We start from the raw sequence: 21038 nt of genomic DNA on the forward strand, positions 1-21038 counted from the left end.
ATATGTTCCCCCATCTGTACCAGCTATAGGTGACAACAGCTGACACAGGCTTACAACAAGAAAACATCATAACCGTATGTATATATTGAGGTTTTGCAACTTGTCGCAACGCGTCACAACAGCAAATCGGGGCAGGTCTCCCGTACCATTACTTCGCTTTATCCATATTTTACAGGGAGTTATGCGTGCGCCCCCCCAACAATTCTTCCCATAAGGGTCGCGAATTCGACTCACTGCTGCACGACAACCCCTTCCATCCAACGCCTTCCTGTAAATTCGTCGCTACAGTCGATGGCCATCGCCGACCCCGAGCTGGTGAGTGCGATAGGCCGCAGAAGCCTCCCAGGGGACAGCGTCAGCAAGACTCATCCAGAATCGTCTGCAACAGCACGCTAGCACCGTTAGCCAGATCAGCAGGTGAAGAATATTCCGCTTCGTTGTGACTGATACCACTAAGACTTGGAACGAAAATCATTGTAGACGGTGCAACCGCTGCCAGATTCATCGCATCGTGACCAGCCCCACTGACCATGCGCATCGACTTCAAAGAGAGAGTGTCGGCAGCCGCTTCAACTTTCTGCGTCAGCCTCGGATCGAAAGAGACGGGCGCCTTATGTAGGCTCTTCGTAACACCCGCCTCTACCGCCCGCTTGCGGGCGACAGCCTCGACAATGTCGCCTACCGCCGCGAGCGAGGCCGAAATGACCGACTCATCAGGATGTCGGATATCAAAGGTGAAGTCTGCCCCTCCCGGCACAGTGCTGATCGAGGAGGGCGTCAGGGTGAAACGCCCGCAAGTGACCCGCAGATCTGCGCTTAGCCGGCAGAGCTGTCTTTCAACCTCACCGATAATCTCGCAGGCTGCCATGCAGGCATCTTTTCTCTCCTCCATCGGCAGGGTCCCGGCGTGCCCGTTCTCACCCCTGATGCTTACTTCAATGAAAGTGATGCCTTGAACCTTCTCCACTACACCAATATCCATCCCAGCCTTTTCAAGGATCGGACCCTGTTCGATGTGCGCCTCGATAAATGCCGAAAACTTCCTTGAGCAGCTATCGCCTTCGCCAAGGAAGCCTGTGGCTACGAGATCTTCGTAAACGGTAGTACCATCCAGCGTGACCTGGTCGTGAGCTACAGCGAGAGGCAACGCACCAGAGAAGACCTGAGAGCCGGTAAGCCCGGGGTTGAAGCGAACGCCCTCTTCATTGGTCCAGACAACAACCACAACAGACTTTCGTGTCTCGATTGACCGCTCATTGAGACATCTTATTACCTCAAGCCCAGCAAGAACCCCGTAGACTCCATCGAAGCGGCCACCCAATGGCTGCGTATCAAGATGACTCCCTGTTGCCACAGCGGATAGATCCGGCTCACGGCCTTTCCGCGTAGCAAAAATATTGCCGATAGCATCAATGTCAACATCACAGCCCGCCTCTACACACCACGAAATAAAAAGCTTCCGCGCCCTGGCATCGTTCTCAGATAGCGCAAGACGGCTGGAGCCACCGCCCTCTGTTGCGCCGATCTCGGCGATAGCTTCGAGACTCTCCCATAACCGTTCTTCGTTGACCCTGAGCACCATAACTCTCCACTAATAAACCAGGAATTACACCCATCAAGTCACTCAAAGGAGCCAACGAGAGCGTCGCCTAAGCCGAGGGGGTCGGGATTCCAGGGAAACTTGTCGAACGTAGACATTTTGGCAAAGTTCAGCCGCCCCGCAACAGGAGGTACAGCTCCGGGCCCTGCTATATAAATAATCTCGCTGGCAATAGGCGCAAAGGCACGGTAGAAGTGCTGATTGGATTTCACCCCGATCAGTTGGAAGGTCCTGGCGTCCACGCCGAGGTCGTCAAAAATGCAGGGCGAAAAACACTGCCCCCTCACGCTGCAAAGAATGATGGTCACCCCTGCACTGCGGATCATCGCGATGTCACCCGCAGGCCAGTATTGTGCGCCACCTCCGGGCTGCGGGAAGCGATGCTGATAGTCAGGCAGGAATCCAAGCAGTGTAGCTCTAAGCGCGAGAGGCTTCCCCGAGTTAACGGGATCGAGCCTACCCCCGACAACGAGATCTACTTCAGCATTGATAGTCGCAGAGGCGCATACCGCCACGCTCTCCGGATCGTAAATCATCGCGTAGGCGGCATTATCGAGTCCCTGGTTTAAAATGGATTCGAGCATGAAGGTGGCATCACCGGGCGCGCCGCCTCCAGGGTTATCCGATTGATCAGCCACGACCACAGGCCCCACCTGCTCCGCTTTACAAGCAGCAAGCGCCCTGCTCATGCCGGCGGCGAGATCCAGTGAGGGGAAGCCGATTTGTGTTCTCAGCGCATAGATCTCGCGACCCAGTTCCTGCGCCGTGGTTTTCGCCAGCTCTCGGTCGTTGTCGGCAACGACGAGAACTTTTGTGCCGCCGCTTGCGACGTCCCCGAAGGGAAAGCCGTGGCAGAGCGACACCGAAAGCACGCCGGGGCGACGCTCGCAGTGCTGCAGCTGCCTGACGAAGCCCTCCATGGGCGAAAGGTTGGTGGGATACATGCCAATCATCTGGCAATCGAACATCTCCATCACTGGCCTGACGGATGACCGATAAGCTGCCAAAGACAGGTCAAAGACCTCCCGCGCCCGGGGCTCTACATCGGTATGGGGATATTCTTTATGAGAAACAAAAAGGTCGGCAAGCGAGAGCATCTCGGGAGTCAAATGACTGTGCAGGTCGAGAAACACACCGACAACGGCATGGCCACTCGACGTTCCTCTCACGGCAGTGAGGATGTCCGCCTCACAGTCATCCACCTGTTCAGCCACCATGGCGCCGTGCAGGAACAGTAGGATGATATCGAAAGGCCCGGTCGCTTCGATATCCTCGACCAGCATCGATTTCAGGAGCTCATAGTCTTCCTGCACGGTCTTTCCCGCTGGCTGAGCGAAGCCATGGAGGCCGGGCGTATACTCTCCCCCCGCGGCCTCCGTCCAGTCGCGCCAGAAACCGATAGGCTGTACTTGTTCGAACCCGACCTTACCGGAAAGCAGATCCGCCCTGTCTATGACATTGAAATCCGCATAACGCGTCGGAGTGGCGTTGAAGGTATTAGTTTCCGTAGCCAGACAAGCACCATAAACCCTCACGACAAGTCTCCTTATGATTCAGCCAGCATCGATGGTTCGCGATTCAGTCTCTTGCTGATGATCGAGTGCCGCGCTTTCGAAATCGGCGCCAGGGCAACGAAGACACAAGCAGAAACCGCCAGCAGTACTGGCATGAGCACGAAGGCGATTTGCAGGCCTAGTATTGCAGCGGCATCTTGCTCTCCGGCGGCGGGGTCAAAGCCGGCGCGACCCAGGATGTAAAGCGCCAGCCCCGACCCCGCGCCGAAAGCACACTTGTAAGTAAGAAGCACAACCGCAAAGTAGGTCGCCCTGACGTCGCGACGGAATTTCAGTTCACCATAATCCGCAATGTCCGCAACCATTGCTGGATAAACGACGTTCAAGTTAGATGACGCCATAGCGACACCGACGACGATCACAAGGGGAGCAAGCCAGCTGACTCCGGGAGAGACAAGAAGACAGGCCAAGATCATTACGACGTTCAAAACAATGCCGAAGAGCATGGCGAAACGTTTACTGGTGCGACGAACCAGGAGGAACCAGAGCGGTATTGCGAGCAGGCCAGCAACGTCGCCGGTAATGAAGATGATGGGAATCTTGTCACCGAGCTTCAGATAGCTGTCGAGGTAGATGAACTGTAGACCCCACCACATACCCAGACTCATACCGGCCAGCAGAAAGCTCGCTACGAAAATCAGAAGCGGGAGGTTACCCGTGATCAACCGCCAGACCCGACCGTACGGCCTACGGGGCAGTGACCGCGACTCACGCGCCTTGTCAGGCGCAAAATGGCGACTGAAGAACAAGGTTGCGGCCATTAATACGGCGCCGAAAAAGACCGCGAAGCGCAGGGTCTCAGCGTTGTACTCGCCCTCTCCCGTGACCAGCGGGATCAGATAAAATAAAATTTGCCCGCAGAACACAAAAGCCGTTCGGATGCTATAAGTGTAGGCTCTCGCGTCGTAGTCTGTACTGATCTCCGAGCCCCAGGAGTAGTGGGGAATATCAATGATGGTGTACGAAAGGAAGAAAAGCAGAAAGAAGAAGAGCACCTTTCCCTCAGAGACCGGCAAAGTCGGCATGTAAAGCAGAGAGGAGGCAATGACAAAGAAGCTACCACCAAGCAGCACCCAGTTCCCTCGCTTGCCCCCGCTTTCTCTTCGACGGTCCGAAAGGTAGCCGATCACCGGGTCGGTTATCGCGTCGAAAACCCGAGCTATCAGAACTATCGACCCCAACAGGGCAAGATCAAAGCCGTAATCTTTCGCGTATACCCCCGGGAGAATGCTCCAGACCGGGTTCAGAATGAACGCCGTCGCCATCGCTGGCGACGCGTAGGCGACAACCTGTTTTAAGGTTCCCGCCTTCAAGACAGACGCCTTGAGCTCACTCGGATCAAACCGGTCGAGCTGATCACACTGTGCCGCGTGAAGCCGTCAACCCGAGCCCATTGCTTGCCGTCAATGATTAACCACCACCAATTTTCTTCGAAGATAACTCTTCATGCCCGGAAGACCCCCTTCAGCCCCGATGCCTGAATATTTGTAGCCCTCGTAGCTTGCAGCCAGGCCAGCCCCCTCCCCGACACGGTCTGAGGTATTGATGACGATACCGGTCTTCACCCCCGTGATCAGTCGATGGATCACGGCGAGGCTGCTGCTCCATGCATAAGCGCCAAGCCCGAATTCGGTGCCATTGGCAAGAGCAATCGCCTCTTCGACGGACTCAAAGGTCGAAACCGCCAACACGGGCCCAAAGATCTCTTCCTGAAAAATACGCGCCTTGGGCGGCACAGCAGTGAACACCGTCGGACTACAGAAGCTTCCTCCCGTTTCCTCGAGAAGAGCCTTCCCACCGTAAACCAGTTCACAACCGTCCTGGAGGCCGGCATCGACGTAAGCGAGGACTTTGTCCCGCTGCTCTAATGACACCAAGGGTCCGAAGGTCGTATCCCTGTCGCTTGCCGCTCCGACTTTCAGGGCCTCGAAGCGCTCCACGATCATCTGCAGCAACTCTTGCTCAACATCCTTGTGCACCAGCAGGCGGGAACCGGCGACACACAGCTGCCCCTGGTTGGACGCAATGAGCTTGACAATGCCATCGGCCACAAAAGCGAGCGAAGGACAATCATTGAACACCAGGTGAGGTGACTTGCCGCCACATTCCGCCAGCACGACCTTCATGTTCGAGCGTCCCGCCAGTTCCTGAACCTGCTTTCCAACTGCACTGGACCCGGTAAAAGAAATCATGTCGACATCTCCGTGCATCGCGAGCGCGGCACCGACCGAGCTGCCGAGGCCAGGCACACAGCTCACAACACCCTCAGGCAGGCCGGCCTCAAGCGCCAGGCGGGAGATCATGAATGCACTTCTGGAGCAATGCTCGGATGGTTTGAGAACGATAGAGTTGCCGGCCGCCAGTGCCGGCGCCATCTTGACGAGTGTGCTGAACGTCGGAACGTTCCACGGAATGATTGCCCCGACGACCCCCCTTGGCACAAGCTGCTCGTAGGCGAGGCTCTTGCTGTCACCGGGGAATAGCTTCCCATAGACCTTGTCCACAGACTCCGCATAGAAGCGAAGGAAATCCGCTGCCTGTCTCCCCGTGCAGATATCTAGCGAGAGCGGCTTACCCATTTCCTCAGCATCAAGGAGATCCAGCGTCGGGGCGTTGTCCTCGACAAGGTCTGCAAAACGATGCAGCGTTTTCTTCTTTTCCGATGCCCCTTGATCGCACCACTGGCCCGCTTCATAGCTGTCACGAGCCGCCTGCACGGCCTGATCAACCTCCCCTCGGCCGCAGGACGGCAGATCGTACAAGGCACTTCCGTCAGATGGATTGATGACCGGGAAAGTTTCGTCCGAGGAGCAGGCCGCGAATTTTCCCTTAATGAAGGCACCGTCAATTGTGGACATCTTTGATAACTCTTTCTCTGAAAATGTGTGTCGGCAGCGCAGCTCCGCCCCGCGTTGCCAGCGCTGCGCTTAATCCTTCATGGCCTGGAGTGCCTCCCCGATAGAGCGCGACAGGATTGATGCCAATTCATCACAGTGCTCCTGGCTGTAGACGAGAGCCGGGGACAATATAATCATGCTCCCTAGCGGCCGAACCAGCAGCCCGTGCTCCCGCGCCTTGATCGATATCAGTGCGGGCAGTCCGATGGAGCCTTCACTACCCGGATCCACTGGCTCGCGGGTCGCCTTGTCAGCGACGAGGTCGATGGCAAGCATGAGGCCGCGACCGCGAACGTCACCCACGCACGGGAATTCGCTTTCAAAGCGCTTGAGCTTATTGAGCAAGTAGTTGCCCTGGAGCGCCGCGTTCTCTGCAAGCCCCTCCTCTTCGACCACTTCGATCGCTGCCTTCGCCGCGGCGCATGCGAGGGGGTGTCCCGCGTAGGTAAGGGCGGAATAGATCATGCCATCCGGTGATTCGTTCCGTTCCCAGATGTCTGCAACACGTTTTCCAACCGCGACAGCACCAAGAGGGACGTAGGCCGAGGATAGACCTTTTGCCATACACATGAAATCCGGCGCCGTATCCCAGAGCCGGCTGCCAAACATCTCCCCGGTCCTGCCAAACCCGCAGACGATTTCGTCAGCGATAAGCAGAATCCCGTACTCATCGCAGACCTCCCTCAAACGGGGCCAGAAGCTTTCAGGCGGTATGATCATCATGTTGGCGATGATCGGCTCAGCGATTAACGCCGCAATAGTCTCAGGTCCATGGTACTCAATCTCCGCTTTCAGCTGTTGAATCGAGTAACCCACCAGCTGTTCGGGATCTTCAGAGCTCCACTGATTGCGATACAACCATGGCGGGTCGATACTGATATTGCCCTGCTGCACCGGGCCATAGAGATGATTAAACACCTTTTGCCCGGCAACACTCAGGCAACCCCCGTGAACGCCATGATAGGCACGTTTCAAGGAAATATACCGCTTCCTCGACTCCTCACCATTAATGAGATGGAACTGCCGAGCCAGTTTCATGGCCTGCTCCGTCGAGTCAGAGCCGCCGCTGGTGAAGAATACTCTGGCCATGCCCTCAGGTACGGTGACCTCGATCAGCTTCCTGGCCAAGGCCTCAGCGGGAGGATGACTGACGCCGTTCCATATCTGGAAGAAGGCTAGCTCGTCGAGCTGTTTACTAATAGCCTCCTTCACTTTGGGGTGATCGTGACCAACGTTAACGCACCACAACCCGCCCGCGTTGGCGTCGAGATACTGCTTCCCCGCAGCGTCAGTCACATACACACCGCTCCCGCGAACGATATTCAAGGGCCCCTGAGTCTGCAGACGACGGTTCGGGTGCGTGGAGGGGTGCCAAAGGAGTTCGGTGGTGATGTTCGGGTCTGACATATGAAGCCTCTTTCATGTTTCCGGACGACATGGCCCAGCCGCGGCGCAGCAGGCACTACGCAGGTTAGGTGCCGACGCCTGGGTACTGCCGGCGTCAGCACGAGATGACGCGCAGGAACGGCAAAAGGGGGGAGACCGGGAGCCGGAGGCAACCGGCTACCCGGTCAAGCGTGCGTGAGAGCCCAGAATGCTATTGATAGAAATACTCAAACTGCAAACCGATGGTCCTGGGGCGAAGCCTTGACTGCAGCACATCCTCCCCGGGGAATGCCTGGACAGTTCCCTGCTCATTGTAGAGGTTGTCAACATACAGCGTTGCTACCCAGTCGTCCTGGCCGAAAAGTTTGGCCGAGGCCCTCGCATTAAGGATCGTATTTGCCTCGGTCAGGGAAGCCGAGCCACCAGACACCGACCGGCTGACCATCTCGCTGTGATAGTTAGAAGTATAAGCCAGCTCTGCCGAGAGCCCAGTGGCGGGGAGATTGAGCAGATACTTCACAAATACCCCTGCTGTCACCTCCGACGAATCACTCAGACGGTCCCCTTCATCAAACAACACCACACCCTCCGAGAGCACCTCCGAATCCAGCGTCAGGTCGTTCCAGCTGAGGGTGACGCCGACCTGCAGGTTAACGGGCGAATTGTAGGTCAGGCCGAGGTCGATACCCGGCCCGCTCGCATCGCCTGCGTTGATCGGGGTGATAACGGTAACGTCCGGTCCAAGAGGGACCCCAACCGTCTGCTGCACATCGCTCCAATCCATGTAGTAGACGGAGGCATCGACAAGCAGGTGATCCTCGAACAGGCTTCCTTTGAAACCGAGCTCATAATTGTCGAGCGTGTCCTCCTCCACCGCAGTAAAATCGGGGGCGACGGTCAGGACAAGAGGGTTCTGATCGAAGCCACTTCGGAAACCACGCGAATAGGAGGCGTACACTTTCATGTCATCCCGCGGCGCCCAGGACAGAAGTAGACGCGGAGTGATCGTGTCGTAAGAGCTCGTGGCAGCGATCAGCGGCTCGGAAGCAACACCCGTGTTCCGCACCGTCTCGAAGACGCCGACATCGTCTTCGAAGTAGCGTAAACCGGCGGTCACCTCGATATCGCCGCCCTTGAACAGCCGCGTAAGCTCCCCAAAAATCGCCACAGATTCAGATTCGTCTGTCCAGGCAATAGGCGCAGGCAACAGTTCGGGCAGTGTCTGCAGCAGGTCATCCTTCGCCTCACGATAGAAGGCGCCACCAGACCACTGCCAGTCGCCTTCGCCCGTGGAGTGCAGGCGAATCTCCTGTGAGAACACCTCACTGAACAGACCGGTAAATAGCGTTGCAAAGCCTGCGGCAATATCCTGCAGACCACGTGACTCATACTCCATATAACTGGTCGCGCTGGTGACCGTGAAACCATCAAATTCGTACCGGACGGTCAAGCCATGCAGGTTGTAGTCGTTGGAAAGTGGCTCATCTATCGTAGACGGACTTCTCAGCGGTACCGGCGCCACGGAAGGCGCGCCGAATTCATTGCGTGAAAACCAATTCGTCAACTCAACACTCAACCGGTCGGTAGGCTGTGCCTTGATGTTAAGGCGCAGGTTGCTGAGCTCCCCATCATTGGTATCGGAGTTAATCGAGTTATCAATCCAGCCACTGAGGTCGCTATAACCGATCACGGCACGGGCCGCCAATTTGTCCTCGATGATCGGAATATTCACCGCCATATCTGCGCGGTAGTTGTCGCCCCCGTCTTTCGTATTCGAGATGGAGGTACGAGCTTTGAATTCGAAATCCTCGAGATCCGCCTGCTTGCTCATTATCCGAACGACACCGTTCAAAGCGCTGGCGCCATAAAGCGTGCCCATGGGCCCGCGAAGGGCTTCGACGCGTTCCAGATCATAAGCGTTAGCGTCTGGCACAACTGCGGTTTTCACCAGCCCAAAGGGCACCTCATCGACGTAGTAGGCAACCGTGCCGCTTCCGGCAAAGAGGGATCCACCAGCAGTCACCCCACGCACGGAGAGCTTACTGCCGCCATTCTGCCCTTCCGTGTACAGCGTCATACCTGGGACGGTAGTGAGTGCTTCAGCGACGCCTTGGAAGGTGGCCCCGTCCAGGCTGTCTCCAGAAAGGACCGAGATCGAAATCGGCACCTCGAGAAGACTTTGCGCTCCACGCTTTTGCGCAGTCACCACTACCTCTTCAAGCGTGCGAGGTGCCTGCGATGATGCTGTTGTTTGTTCGTCTTCTGCGCCGATCGCCACCGTTGCACCGGCCCCCGCCATTACGATAGCAGTAGCCAGGGCCGTAAGCCTCGACGGTCTGACCTCCGAATCCCGGCCATGCTTCATTCTTTCTTTCTCGCTACCTTGCTTCACTTGCCTTCCCCCTATGTACGCGGTTTGAACTTCAGGTTGACGACTGTCTGACGCCACATGGACCCGCAAGGCCCTGAGGGCCCAGATAACCCTCAAAACAAAATAGCCTCAGGTTGATACAAGGGCCCGCTCCCGCTGCAGTGTCTCTGCAGCAATACACCACGCCTGGTGCTCGGCCTCGGGAACCAGACTTCCGCCCGTGCTCCACACGACGTGGACCAGAGACTTCAGCCGGCCAGTGAGCTTGTTATCGCGGAGGTACCGCTTTCCTGCCGCACTGCCCAGCAGGCGCCGCGGTCCGGCCATACCCGCTGCGGCGGAAGGCTCGATACGCTCACCCAGAAATCGCTTGACGTCCGCCAGATCAACCAGCAGTTCATTGTCAGCGACCGTATAGATGCCAGACAGCATGCCCCGCATCATCCCGGCGGCGAGCGGCGAGGCTCTTGGAACTGCAAGACCATCGGCCTCCGTACAGTTATCCAGTCCGTAGTCATACACCGAGGGACGAGGTCGCCCAGTACTGCTCAGAGCAGCCAGCATGCAGGGAGACGCGACGGGCTCTGCAAAAAAGCAATGCACCGAATCGCCGAATAGCTGTTTCAGTCCAAAAGCAATACCCCCGGGGGCCCCACCAATACCGCAGGGCAAATACACTGCCAGGGGCTGCTCACGGCTAATACGGTAACCCCCGGCTAGCAGTTGCGATGCCACCTCTGGAGCAGCCGCGCTGTAACCCAGGAAAAGCCTGCGAGAGCGTTCGTCATCGACGAAATAACTGCGGGTGTCCGAACCGGACAGCTCAGCTGCGCCCTTCAAGGCACTCAGATAGTCTCCCGCCACCAGATGCACCTGTGCACCCAGTTCCTTCAGGTAACGGAGCTTCCACGTTTTGGCCTCCCGGGATGCAAAAACATCAACCTCGAACCCAAGCGCTTTACCTATGAACCCGACGCTGAGCCCAAGATTGCCCGTACTGGCCACACAGAGCCGATATTTGCTCAACAGGGCCTTGACCGCAGGCCGCGCGAGAGCGACCGGTGGGTCACCTGCCTGCACCAAACCGCTCTCCCGAGCGACATCCAGAGCATGGCAGACTACCTCGTAGAAGCCACCCCTGGCCTTTATGGAGCCTGCTACAGGCAGTTTGTGATCTTCTTTGAGGAGCAGATGAGAAGTCGCGGGGGCACCGATGTGGTGTCGGATCGGGACCAGCGGAGAGGATATGCCCCCGTCAGCGCCAACTGCCGGAAACAGCGTAGCAAAAAGTGGCTGCATGCCGGCCCAGGCCCGGCAGGCTGCTTCGAAGGCTTCATTGCTGATTGCAACGTCGCACTGGCCTGCGGGCTGCCGCGCATAACCTGGATTGGCCCAAAACAGCGGTACTCCACTGCGCAATTCTGCTTCGAAGACACTCAAAACCCTGGCTCCATCGCCACGCTCTCGCAGCCAGCCTGCTGGTCGCCCGGACCAGGGACAAGTGATAGAATCTACTACGTGCCATAAGTGTTACTTATATTTAGTCAGCCCGGCGTCACAGTCAAAAGACAAAAAGGTTTGAATGCAGCCTATGCCGCAGCCTCCCGTTAAAGTCACCCCTTACCTGATGGCTGACCTGTTTTTCTTCCGCGAGGTGGCCCACCACCTGTCTTTCAGTCAGGCTGCACAGACACTGAACCTGACACAAGCTGCAGTTAGCCAACGTATTCGCCAACTGGAAGAGCAGCTCGGGCGAAAACTTTTCCACCGACATGCCCGCGGGGTCTCGCTGACTTCCCTGGGCAAGGAACTGTTTGATGCGATCTGCGAAGGATTCGCTGATGTTTCGCGGGGCACACTGAAGGTACTGGGGGAGGACCGGAGCGTACGGATTGTAGTGAGCTGCCCGCCCTCGTTCGCCATGGAGTGGCTTGTGCCGCGCCTCGCCAGCTTCTATGCCCTTCAACCCGACATCCAGCTAGCTATCACCGCTGAGTATCAGGCACCGACGAGAGAACAGCTTCAACGCTCGGGCACTGATCTGGCGATTCGCTACGAGCCCTTGTTTGACCACCCTGAGCTTCACACGCGTGATCTCCAAGAAGAACTGATCTTCCCTATCGTGGCCCCCAGCTTTATGCAACAGGCGGGTGACACCAGAAAGCTTGCTGAGCTGATCTCTCGTTCGGTACTGCTCCACGACGCGGAAGCCTGGGCGGGCGCGCCACAAACGCACGAATGGGACTGCTGGCTTGCAGAGGCCGGCATTGCGCTGCCGTCCGAGAGGAAAGAACGATTCTTCAATCTCGCCAATCTTGCAGCCTCAGCAGCAAGGCAGGGCGAAGGCATCGCCATGGGCAGAGCATCAATGGCTCTGGAGGCTCTCCATCGCAACGAATTGCTCATACTGGGCGACACGATTGCAGCTTCCGGCATCTGGTACAGGGTCATAAGTCTTCACACCCTTGCGGCCACGGAGCCCGCAGCGAGCTTCATAGCGTGGCTTGAAGCGGAAATCAGCAAGACCTACAGCGCGTTCGAGGCTTTCTGCGAAGCCGGCATTCGCATTGAGCGTAGAACACGCCCCCGCAAAGGGCGCTGATCGAGCACAAACCGAGCCAGGAGACGGAACCAGCCAGCAGACCACCGGCCTCGAGCCGCCCCGGGCTCTGCGTCATCCTGCGTCGAATTCTCTACACGTTTCTGTCGCGGGAAGCATAGGTGAGCGAAGGGGTTTGCAACTGGCAGGGAGTACTGACTCGCCTCTCAGCGCTGCACCGTCTTCATGGGTTCAGCCACAAGGTGTGCGAGGGGCAAGGCTGTCCGGTACTGAACCTGCTTGAGAGAAAAGCTGCTTCGGATGCTGTCCACTCCCTTGAGGCTAGTCAGCTTGTCTTCAAGGAAGCGATGATAGGTCGCGAGGTCAGGTACCGCGACACGGAGCAGGTAGTCAAAATCGCCCGTCATCAGGTAGCACTCCATCACCTCCGGCCAGGCGCTCACCGAGCGCTCGAAGTACTGGAGGCTCTTCTTGACGGGTTGATCCAGCGTCACCTGTACGAAGACGCTGACGGGCAGCCCGACCCGTACCGGGTCCACCAGCGCCACTTTCCCCCGGAAGAACCCCTGCTCTTCGAGGATGCGGACGCGGCGAGAGCAGGGTGAGGGCGACAGGCAGACGCGCTCCGCGAGCTCTGCGTTGCTCAGGTCTCCGTCGGTCTGCAATGCCTCCAGAATCTTTCGATCCACCTGGTCCAGCTTGTGCACAGTCACGCGGGAACCTCCGCCAGTAGTAATCTATCGGTAAAGACAACGTTCGCCAGAAATTAGCACGATATTACTAACAATTTCATTTTATTAGCAGAAATAATCAAGCTAACCATTAATCGCGAGATACTTTGGTATGACCTGCCGGTGAGCCTGGTGCTACTGTGAAAGTCTGTTAACGCGTAGGGAATCACGACAGAATGACGCAGCGCCAACCACTGAGCCTGACCATCCCGGAACCCAAAGCACGGCCCGGTGCGGCGCCGGATTTCAGCTACCTGCAGCTGTCCGTGGCTGGCGAATTGCCAAGACCGCCGATTGACTGCCGGCCGGAAACCATCCGCGAGCACGCTTTCGGCCTCGTGCGCGTTCTCGATGATAACGGCGTTGCGCAGGGGCCATGGGCTCCGACGCTCAGCGAAGAGCAGCTGCTTCACGGCCTGCGCGCCATGGAGAAGACGCGCATCTTCGACGAGCGCATGCTCATGGCCCAGCGTCAGGGCAAGACGTCCATCTACGTGCAGTGCCGCGGTGAAGAGGCCATCGCCTGCGCCCAACGCCTCGCGCTCGAAAAGGGCGACATGTGCTTCCCCACCTATCGCCAGCAGGGCCTGCTGATCGCCCAGGATTTCCCGCTGGAGGAGATGATCTGCCAGATCTACAGCAACGCGGGCGACAAGCTTGGCGGGCGCTCCCTGCCCTTCTTCTACTCCGAGCGCGAACATGGGTTCTTCTCGATCTCCGGCAATCTGGCCACGCAGTTCATCCAGGCTGTGGGCTGGGCCATGGCCTCGGCCATCAGGGGTGACGACCGGATCGCCAGCGGATGGATTGGTGACGGCTCCACCGCGGAAAGTGATTTTCACGCCGGGCTGGTTTTCGCGTCTGTTTATCGTCCGCCCGTTGTTCTGAACGTGGTGAACAATCAGTGGGCGATTTCGTCCTTCCAGGGTCTCGCCGGCGGGGACGCGGCAAACTTCGCGTGCCGGGGTCACGGCTTCAACATTCCGTCGCTGCGGGTCGATGGCAACGATTTCCTGGCGGTGTATGCGGCCTCGCAATGGGCGATCGAGCGCGCCCGATCCAATCTCGGCCCGACGCTCATCGAGTGGGTGACCTATCGCGCGGCCGCCCACTCGACGTCGGATGATCCCACCCGGTATCGGCCTACGGACGAATTTGGCGCCTGGCCCCTAGGCGACCCCATCGCGCGGCTCAAGCAGCACCTAATCGGTCGTGGCTGCTGGGATGAGGCGCGTCACGAGCGGCTTCTGGAGGAACTCACCGCGGAGGTGAAAGCCGCTGCCAAGGCCGCCGAGGCAAAGGGGACGCTCGGCAAAGGCCCCGCTCCGAGCACCGCCGAAATGTTCAACCACGTGTTTGCCGAGATGCCGCTCCACCTACGGCGCCAGCGCCAGGAACTGGGCTACTGACATGGCAACGATGAACATGATCGAGGCCATCCGCGATGCCCTCGACATCAAGCTGGGAGACGACGAGAACGTCGTTGTTTTCGGCGAAGACGTCGGCTACTTCGGGGGCGTATTCCGCGCCACCGATGGCCTGCAGAAGAAATACGGCCCGAGCCGGGTCTTCGATGCACCAATCTGCGAACTCGGCATCGTTGGCGCTGCCGTGGGCATGGGTGCCTACGGCCTGCGTCCTGTGCCGGAAATCCAGTTTGCCGACTATATCCTCCCCGCCTTTGACCAAATCGCCTCCGAAGCGGCCCGGCTGCGTTACCGCTCCTCCGGTGAGTTCAATGCCCCGCTGACCATCCGCACACCCTGCGGCGGCGGCATTTACGGAGGCCAGACACACAGCCAGAGCCCGGAGGCCCTGTTCACACACGTGGCGGGCCTGAAGACGGTGATGCCATCGACCCCCCGCGACGCCAAGGGTCTGCTCATCGCCGCCATCGAGGATGACGACCCGGTGATTTTTCTCGAGCCCAAACGGCTCTACAACGGGCCCTTTGAGGGCTATCACGACCGCCCGGTGACGCCCTGGTCCCGACACCCCGCCAGCGATGTCCCGGACGGGCACTACCGCATCGAGCTCGGCGAGGCCACGGTCGCCAGGGCCGGCAGCGAACTCACAGTGCTGACCTACGGCACCATGGTCCACGTGGCGATCGCGGCCGCTGAAGCCAGCGGCATCGATGCAGAAGTCATCGATTTGCGCACGCTCCTGCCGCTCGATGAGGACGCCATCGCTTCCTCCGTCGAAAGTACCGGCCGCTGCGTGGTGCTGCACGAGGCCACCCGCACCTGCGGTTTCGGCGCGGAGCTGGTCGCGGTCGTGCAGGAACGCTGCCTGTACCACCTGGAAGCGCCCGTCTTGCGCATTACCGGCTGGGATACGCCCTACCCCCATGCACAGGAGTGGGCCTACTTTCCCGGGGCCGAACGCGTCGCCGATGGTTTCCGCAAGGCGATGGAGGACTAACGCATGGGCCGACACCTGATCACGATGCCGGACGTGGGTGAGGGCATCGCCGAAGTCGAGATCACCGAATGGCAGGTCAGCGAGGGGCAGGAAGTCACTGAAGACGACGTGCTCTGCGTCGTCATGACCGACAAGGCCGCGGTGGAAATCCCCTCGCCGGTGGACGGTACGGTCGCCTGGCTCGGCGCACCGGCCGGCACGGTGATGGCCGTAGGCGCCGAGCTGGTAGCCCTCGAGGTCGAGGGGCCAGGTAACGTCAGTGAAACCGGGGGAGCGACGGCGCAATCGACGCGGGCATCCTCGTCCGACGAGCCCGAGAACAGGCCATCCGCGCCCGTGGACACCGATCGGGCCGAGGCCGCCACCACGGCCACTGCGCCGTCGACATCCCCACAGTCCTCGTTCCCGGACACGACCACCCATGCACCGGGTGGCAATCGGGCCCGGCCCCTGGCATCACCTGCCGTGCGCTGGCGCGCTCGCGAGGCGGACGTGGATCTCCGCGAGCTGACCGGCACGGGTCCCGCCGGGCGCATCACGCACGAGGATCTCGACAGCCACCTGGAACACGGCAGCACTCGGCAAGCCGCAGGCCGGCGCATGCCGGATAAACGCATCGACGAGGTTCCCGTCACCGGGCTGCGCGCCGAGATCGCCCGGCGCATGCAGAGCACGATGCAGCGGATCCCCCACTACAGCTATGTGGAGGCCGTCGATGTCACCGAGCTGCAGCGGCTGAGGCAGCGGATGAATGACCGCACCGGCGAAGGTGAACCCCGCCTCACACTCCTGCCATTCCTTATTCGGGGACTGGTCAGGGCGATCGAGGCCTACCCTGCCATCAATGCCCGCTATGACGACGAGCACAACCTCGTTCAGCGCCACGGCGCACTTCATGCGGGGATCGCCACCCAGACCGACCGCGGACTTGTCGTCACGGTTCTCCGGCACGCCGAGGCGCTCAGCCTGCGCGAGATGGCGAGTGAGCTTCGTCGACTCGCCGAGGCGGCTCGCGCCGGCCGCGCCACGCGAGAAGAGCTGACCGGCTCGACACTGACACTCTCGAGCCTGGGACCCTACGGCGGTATCGCAACGACGCCGGTGATCAATGCACCGGAGGTGGCGATCATCGGGATCAACAAGGTGGAAACAAGGCCCGTTTGGAACGGCCAGCAGTTTGCGCCGCGCGAGATGATGAACCTGTCGTCTTCCTTCGACCACCGGATTATCGACGGCTGGGAGGCGACGCAGTTCATCCATCATCTGAAGGGTCTGCTGGAAAACCCGGCCGAGCTGTTCCTGGAGGAATGACGTGGAAAGAATTGACTGCGAGGTGCTCATCGTCGGGGCCGGCCCGGGAGGTTATGTTGCGGCAATCCGTGCCGGCCAACTGGGCCTGGATACGGTAATCGTCGACGAGGGCGCCGTGGGGGGCACCTGTCTCAACCGGGGCTGCATTCCCTCCAAAGCCCTCATTCATGCGGCAAACGAGTTCGCCACCATGCGCGCCGCCAGTGCGGCTCCCCGGTTCGGCATCCAGCTGAGCGCCGAGCCGACGATGGACATGGGCGCTTTCCAGGCCTGGAAGGACAGCGTGGTCGAGCGGCTCGGGCGGGGCGTCGCGGGTCTGCTGAGAAAGCAGCGCGTGCGTCACCTGCAGGGCTGGGCGCATTTCCTGGACGGGAAGACCTGCGAGGTGGCCGGCGCCGATGGTACGGTGAGCGTGCGCGCGAAGCACGTGGTACTGGCGACGGGGGCCGAACCCCGGGCGCTTGCCGAGGCACCGTTCTCAGAACGCGTGCTCTCCTCTGCATCCGCACTCGCTCTGCGTGAGACCCCTCACCGCCTGGCAATCATCGGCGCGGGCTACATCGGGCTTGAGCTCGGCATCGCCTTCGCCAAGCTGGGCAGCAAGGTCACCCTCATCGAGGCACAGGACCGCATCCTCCCCGGTTACGATGAAGAGCTCACGCGGCCCGTCGCGCAATGGCTCGACAGCCATGACGTCACCGCGATTGTCGGAGCCCGCCTGCTCGACTGCAGCGAAAGTGCTGACGGCGTCAGCCTGCGGGTCAAGGCAGGCGGAGGGGAAACGGAGATCACCGCGGACTACGCCATGGCCAACGTGGGGCGCCGTCCTCGCCTGGAGGGCTGGGGCTTCGAGAACCTGTGCGTGGATCTCGAAGGGGACTGCATCAAGGTCGATGAACGCTGCCATAGCTCCATGCGCAACGTCTGGGCCATCGGGGACATCACCAGCGGACCGCAGCTCGCCCACCGCGCCTCGGCACAGGGGGCACTCGTCGCGGAGCTGATTGCCGGCCGGCAGGGGGGCTTCGACGCCGCCTGCATTCCCGCGATCTGCTTCACGGAACCCGAGATCGTCACCGTCGGCCTGGCGCCGGACGCGGCCGAGGCGGCCGGGCATGACGTCGTCGTCGGCAGGCACCCCCGACTCGCCTCGGGCCGGGCTCTGGCGATGGGCGCAGGTGACGACGGCGGCTTCGTCCGGGTAGTCGCCCGCAAGGACAACCATCTGGTGCTGGGACTCCAGGCTGTCGGCGCTCACGTAGCCGAGCTCGCCGGTGAATTCGGCCTCGCCCTGGAAATGGGGGCCCGGCTGGAGGATCTCGCGGGCACGATCCACAGCCATCCGTCCCTTGGAGAAGCCATTGCCGAGGCGGCACTCGCGGGCCTCGGTCGCGCATTACACGCTTAGGAGCCTCACCAATGCACCAAGAGATCAGCATCGATGCGCTCCCCCGGTCGGCGCGCGGCAAGGCTCCTGAAGCGCCTGCTTTCGGCGCCACGTTTGCAGACCATATGTTCTGCCAACGCTACAGCGAGCAGCGCGGCTGGCACGAGGCGGCTATTTCCCCGCTGTCAAACCTGTCGCTCCACCCGGCCGCCGCCGTGCTTCACTACGGCCAGGAAATCTTCGAGGGCCTCAAGGCGTACCGCGGAGCGGATGGGAAGATCCGCCTGTTTCGACCCCTCGACAACTGCCGCCGCTTCAACGCGTCGGCACGGCGCATGGTCATGCCGACCGTCGACGAATCGTTCCACCTCGAAGCACTGCGGCGCCTGGTGGCCCTGGACGAGCGCTGGGTTCCGGATACGCCCGGCAGTGCGCTCTACATCCGTCCGGCCATGATTGCCAGTAGCGCCAGGCTCGGCCTTGGTGCCAGCGCAGACTACCTGCACTTTGTTATATGCAGCCCCGTGGGTGCGTACTTCAAGACCGGCTTCGAACCAGTATCCGTCCTCGTCGCGGAAAATGACCGCCGCGCTGTCCGCGGTGGTGTCGGTGAGGCGAAGACCGGCGGAAACTACGCCGCCAGCCTCTCCATGAGCGAGCGGGCCGGCAGGCAGGGCTACAACCAGGTGCTATGGCTGGATGCGATTCAAGGCCGGTTCGTTGAAGAGGTCGGCGCCATGAACATCTGCTTTGTCTACGACGGCCGTCGCATTGTCACGCCTGCGCTCAGCGGCAGCATTCTGCCCGGCATCACACGCGCATCCGTACTCGAACTCGCGCCAGCGCTCGGCTATGAAGTCGTCGAAGCGGAAATCGATCTCGGCGCTGCGCTGGACGCCATCGCGGCGGGCACCATTACAGAAGTGTTCGGCTGCGGGACGGCGGCCGTCATCGCACCCGTGGATCGCATCGGTCATCACGGGAGAGACTACCTGATCAACAGCGGAAAGACGGGGCCCGTTGCGGCGACTTTGCATGACGCCCTCACCGGAATTCAGTACGGGACACGCCCGGACCCCTACGGCTGGACAGTGACCATCGATACGGAGTAGATCATGGACCTCGCCCTCACTGAGGAACAGACAGCGATAAGAGATACTGCCCGGCGCTTAGCCGAGGAGCGCCTGGCGCCATCTGCGGCTGCGCTCGACCGCGGAGACGGGCATGAAACCTTCCTGGCCAACCTGAAAGAACTTGCAGGGCTCGGCTTCATGGGCTTGAACATCTCCACTGATCATGGCGGCACGGGAGCGGACACCGTCAGCTTCGGCCTCGCCATCACCGAGCTTGCACGCGCCTGCGCTGCCACCGCAGTCACCGTCTCGGTCACCAATATGGTCGCGGAGGTCATTCAGGCCATCGGCAGCGAAGAACAGCGCTCGCGCTACCTCCCATTGCTCTGTAACGGCGACTATCCGGCAGGGGGCTTCTGCCTCTCCGAACCTGCCGCGGGCTCTGACCCATCGGCCATGACGACCCGGGCGGAGCGGGACGGCGAGGACTGGGTGCTGCGCGGCAGCAAGGCCTGGATTACTAGCGCACCCTACGCAGGCTTGTTCGTCGTATGGGCTGTAACGGACGCTACCCGGCCGCGCGGCAAGGGAATCTCCTGCTTTCTCGTCGAGGCTGACAGCCTCGGGCTCAGTATCGGTAAAGCCGAGGAAAAAATGGGGCAGGTGGGCTCAGCCACCTGCAGTGTTCATTTCGATGATTGCCGGGTTCCCGCGAGCGCACTGCTTGGCAAGGAAAACGATGGCTACAGAGTAGCGGTAGCAGAACTGGCGGGCGGTCGCATCGGCATCGGTTCCCTGGCACTTGGCGTTGCCGAGGCGGCCATGGATTACGCCTGCAGCTACATACAGGAACGCGAGCAATTCGGCAGGCCGCTGTCGGACTTTCAGGGGCTGCAATGGCAGGTCGCCGAAACGAAAACAGAACTGGAAGCGGCGCGCCTCCTCCTGCTACAGGCCGCCTGGCAGAAAGACCGGAAAGAGCCTTTCGCGCCACAGGCTTCAATGGCCAAGCTGTTCGCCACAGAGAAGGCGAACGCTGCGTGCTACCGCGCCCTCCAGCTCGTCGGTGGTATTGGCTATACGCGGGACTGCCCGCTCGAGCGCTATGCGCGCGATGTCCGCGTCACCTCAATCTACGAGGGTACCAGCGAGATACAGCGGCAGATCATTGCACGGTCGGTTCTTCAGCCATGACTTAAGCCCCGGACACCGCTGCCGCAGACCCCGGGGCCCTTCCCGCATTCACTTCAGAGACTGACGTTAACGCCAAAAGAAAATACACGACCCAAGTTGATGTACTGTGAGGCTATCCCGTTACCTGGATGGCGCTGGTCGCACTCAGGGCCAATATAGCGATGAACAGCTGCACCTGATCAGATAGGCTTGTAACCGCCAATCAAACGCCCGCGATCTCCAGCACCTGGCGCATCGCGCGCTTGCCTTCCATCGCCGCCGATCCCCAGTGCTGGTTCCCGCGCATCTCCGAGTGACCGTAGGCGATGCGACCGGTCGGCTCCGATACGACATCGCGCGCCGCCGGCTCTCCATCAACGCCGAAAAAGAAACCGGGCTCTGGCACCACGTAGGCATGGCCCCAGCGATTGAGGATTACACCTGCAATATCGCGCCCGGCGTCGAAGCCAAACTGACCGAACAGCTCGGTCATCTGCCGTCGAATCTGGAGCTCATAGTCCGCAAAGCTTGCGCTGTACAGTTCCCACTGA

16 protein-coding genes are annotated in these 21038 nt (G+C 60.1%); 7 read left to right on the top strand and 9 right to left on the bottom strand.

The features are described 5' to 3' along the window. Positions 1-355: 355 nt before the first annotated feature. The 7 genes from RKE50_RS11145 to dsdA all read right to left on the bottom strand — a co-directional run bounded on the left by RKE50_RS11145 (position 356) and on the right by dsdA (position 11268). The gene (locus RKE50_RS11145; RefSeq protein ID WP_350036508.1) at positions 356-1582 is read right to left on the bottom strand and encodes a M20 family metallo-hydrolase; all 1227 of its coding nucleotides are present in this window, start codon (positions 1580-1582) and stop codon (positions 356-358) included. A gap of 38 nt (positions 1583-1620) precedes the next feature. Further along, positions 1621-3135, bottom strand: coding sequence for a M81 family metallopeptidase (locus RKE50_RS11150; protein ID WP_350036509.1), 1515 nt, complete (start codon positions 3133-3135; stop codon positions 1621-1623). Positions 3136-3146: 11 nt separating this feature from the next. Next, positions 3147-4487 carry an MFS transporter gene (locus RKE50_RS11155; RefSeq protein WP_350036510.1) on the bottom strand — a complete coding sequence of 447 codons (1341 nt, stop codon included), beginning with the start codon at positions 4485-4487 and terminating at the stop codon, positions 3147-3149. Between the two features lie 90 nt (positions 4488-4577). Next, positions 4578-6032: an aldehyde dehydrogenase family protein gene (locus tag RKE50_RS11160; RefSeq protein ID WP_350036511.1), complete on the bottom strand. Its 1455-nt coding sequence runs from the start codon at positions 6030-6032 to the stop codon at positions 4578-4580. Positions 6033-6101: 69 nt separating this feature from the next. After that, entirely contained in the window at positions 6102-7478 is a 1377-nt protein-coding gene (locus RKE50_RS11165; protein WP_350036512.1) for an aminotransferase class III-fold pyridoxal phosphate-dependent enzyme, read from the bottom strand. Between the two features lie 190 nt (positions 7479-7668). Further along, positions 7669-9849, bottom strand: a complete 2181-nt coding sequence (locus RKE50_RS11170; protein ID WP_350036513.1) for a TonB-dependent receptor — start codon at positions 9847-9849, stop codon at positions 7669-7671. 108 nt (positions 9850-9957) lie between these two features. Further along, positions 9958-11268 (bottom strand): D-serine ammonia-lyase, encoded by a 1311-nt coding sequence (gene dsdA, locus RKE50_RS11175; RefSeq protein ID WP_350036514.1) that lies wholly within the window; start codon positions 11266-11268, stop codon positions 9958-9960. 187 nt (positions 11269-11455) lie between these two features. On the opposite strand from dsdA, the gene RKE50_RS11180 reads away from it, so the two are divergent. Next, positions 11456-12430, top strand: a complete 975-nt coding sequence (locus tag RKE50_RS11180; RefSeq protein WP_350036515.1) for a LysR substrate-binding domain-containing protein — start codon at positions 11456-11458, stop codon at positions 12428-12430. Between the two features lie 164 nt (positions 12431-12594). Here the strand turns inward: RKE50_RS11180 and RKE50_RS11185 are convergent, their stop codons facing one another. Further along, entirely contained in the window at positions 12595-13101 is a 507-nt protein-coding gene (locus RKE50_RS11185; RefSeq protein WP_502937888.1) for an Lrp/AsnC family transcriptional regulator, read from the bottom strand. Positions 13102-13295: 194 nt separating this feature from the next. Between RKE50_RS11185 and RKE50_RS11190 the strand changes: the two genes are divergently transcribed. From RKE50_RS11190 to RKE50_RS11215, 6 genes are read left to right on the top strand one after another with little or no spacing between them, the layout of a single operon-like run. Further along, on the top strand, positions 13296-14528 hold the full coding sequence (locus RKE50_RS11190) for a thiamine pyrophosphate-dependent enzyme (RefSeq protein ID WP_350036516.1): 1233 nt from the start codon (positions 13296-13298) through the stop codon (positions 14526-14528). A 1-nt stretch (position 14529) separates the two neighbouring features. Then, positions 14530-15543, top strand: coding sequence for an alpha-ketoacid dehydrogenase subunit beta (locus tag RKE50_RS11195; RefSeq protein ID WP_350036517.1), 1014 nt, complete (start codon positions 14530-14532; stop codon positions 15541-15543). 3 nt (positions 15544-15546) lie between these two features. Continuing rightward, a complete protein-coding gene (locus RKE50_RS11200; protein ID WP_350036518.1) occupies positions 15547-16854 on the top strand; it encodes a dihydrolipoamide acetyltransferase family protein in 1308 nt (435 codons plus the stop codon). Between the two features lies 1 nt (position 16855). Continuing rightward, a complete protein-coding gene (gene lpdA / locus RKE50_RS11205) occupies positions 16856-18262 on the top strand; it encodes a dihydrolipoyl dehydrogenase (RefSeq protein WP_350036519.1) in 1407 nt (468 codons plus the stop codon). An 11-nt stretch (positions 18263-18273) separates the two neighbouring features. After that, a complete protein-coding gene (locus tag RKE50_RS11210; protein WP_350036520.1) occupies positions 18274-19353 on the top strand; it encodes a branched-chain amino acid aminotransferase in 1080 nt (359 codons plus the stop codon). 3 nt (positions 19354-19356) lie between these two features. Then, the gene (locus RKE50_RS11215; protein ID WP_350036521.1) at positions 19357-20508 is read left to right on the top strand and encodes an acyl-CoA dehydrogenase family protein; all 1152 of its coding nucleotides are present in this window, start codon (positions 19357-19359) and stop codon (positions 20506-20508) included. A 202-nt stretch (positions 20509-20710) separates the two neighbouring features. Here the strand turns inward: RKE50_RS11215 and RKE50_RS11220 are convergent, their stop codons facing one another. Beyond that, positions 20711-20980: a hypothetical protein gene (locus RKE50_RS11220; RefSeq protein ID WP_350036522.1), complete on the bottom strand. Its 270-nt coding sequence runs from the start codon at positions 20978-20980 to the stop codon at positions 20711-20713. Positions 20981-21038: the final 58 nt, after the last annotated feature.

The organism is Pseudohaliea sp. (assembly GCF_040217025.1).
Lineage (GTDB): Bacteria > Pseudomonadota > Gammaproteobacteria > Pseudomonadales > Halieaceae > Pseudohaliea.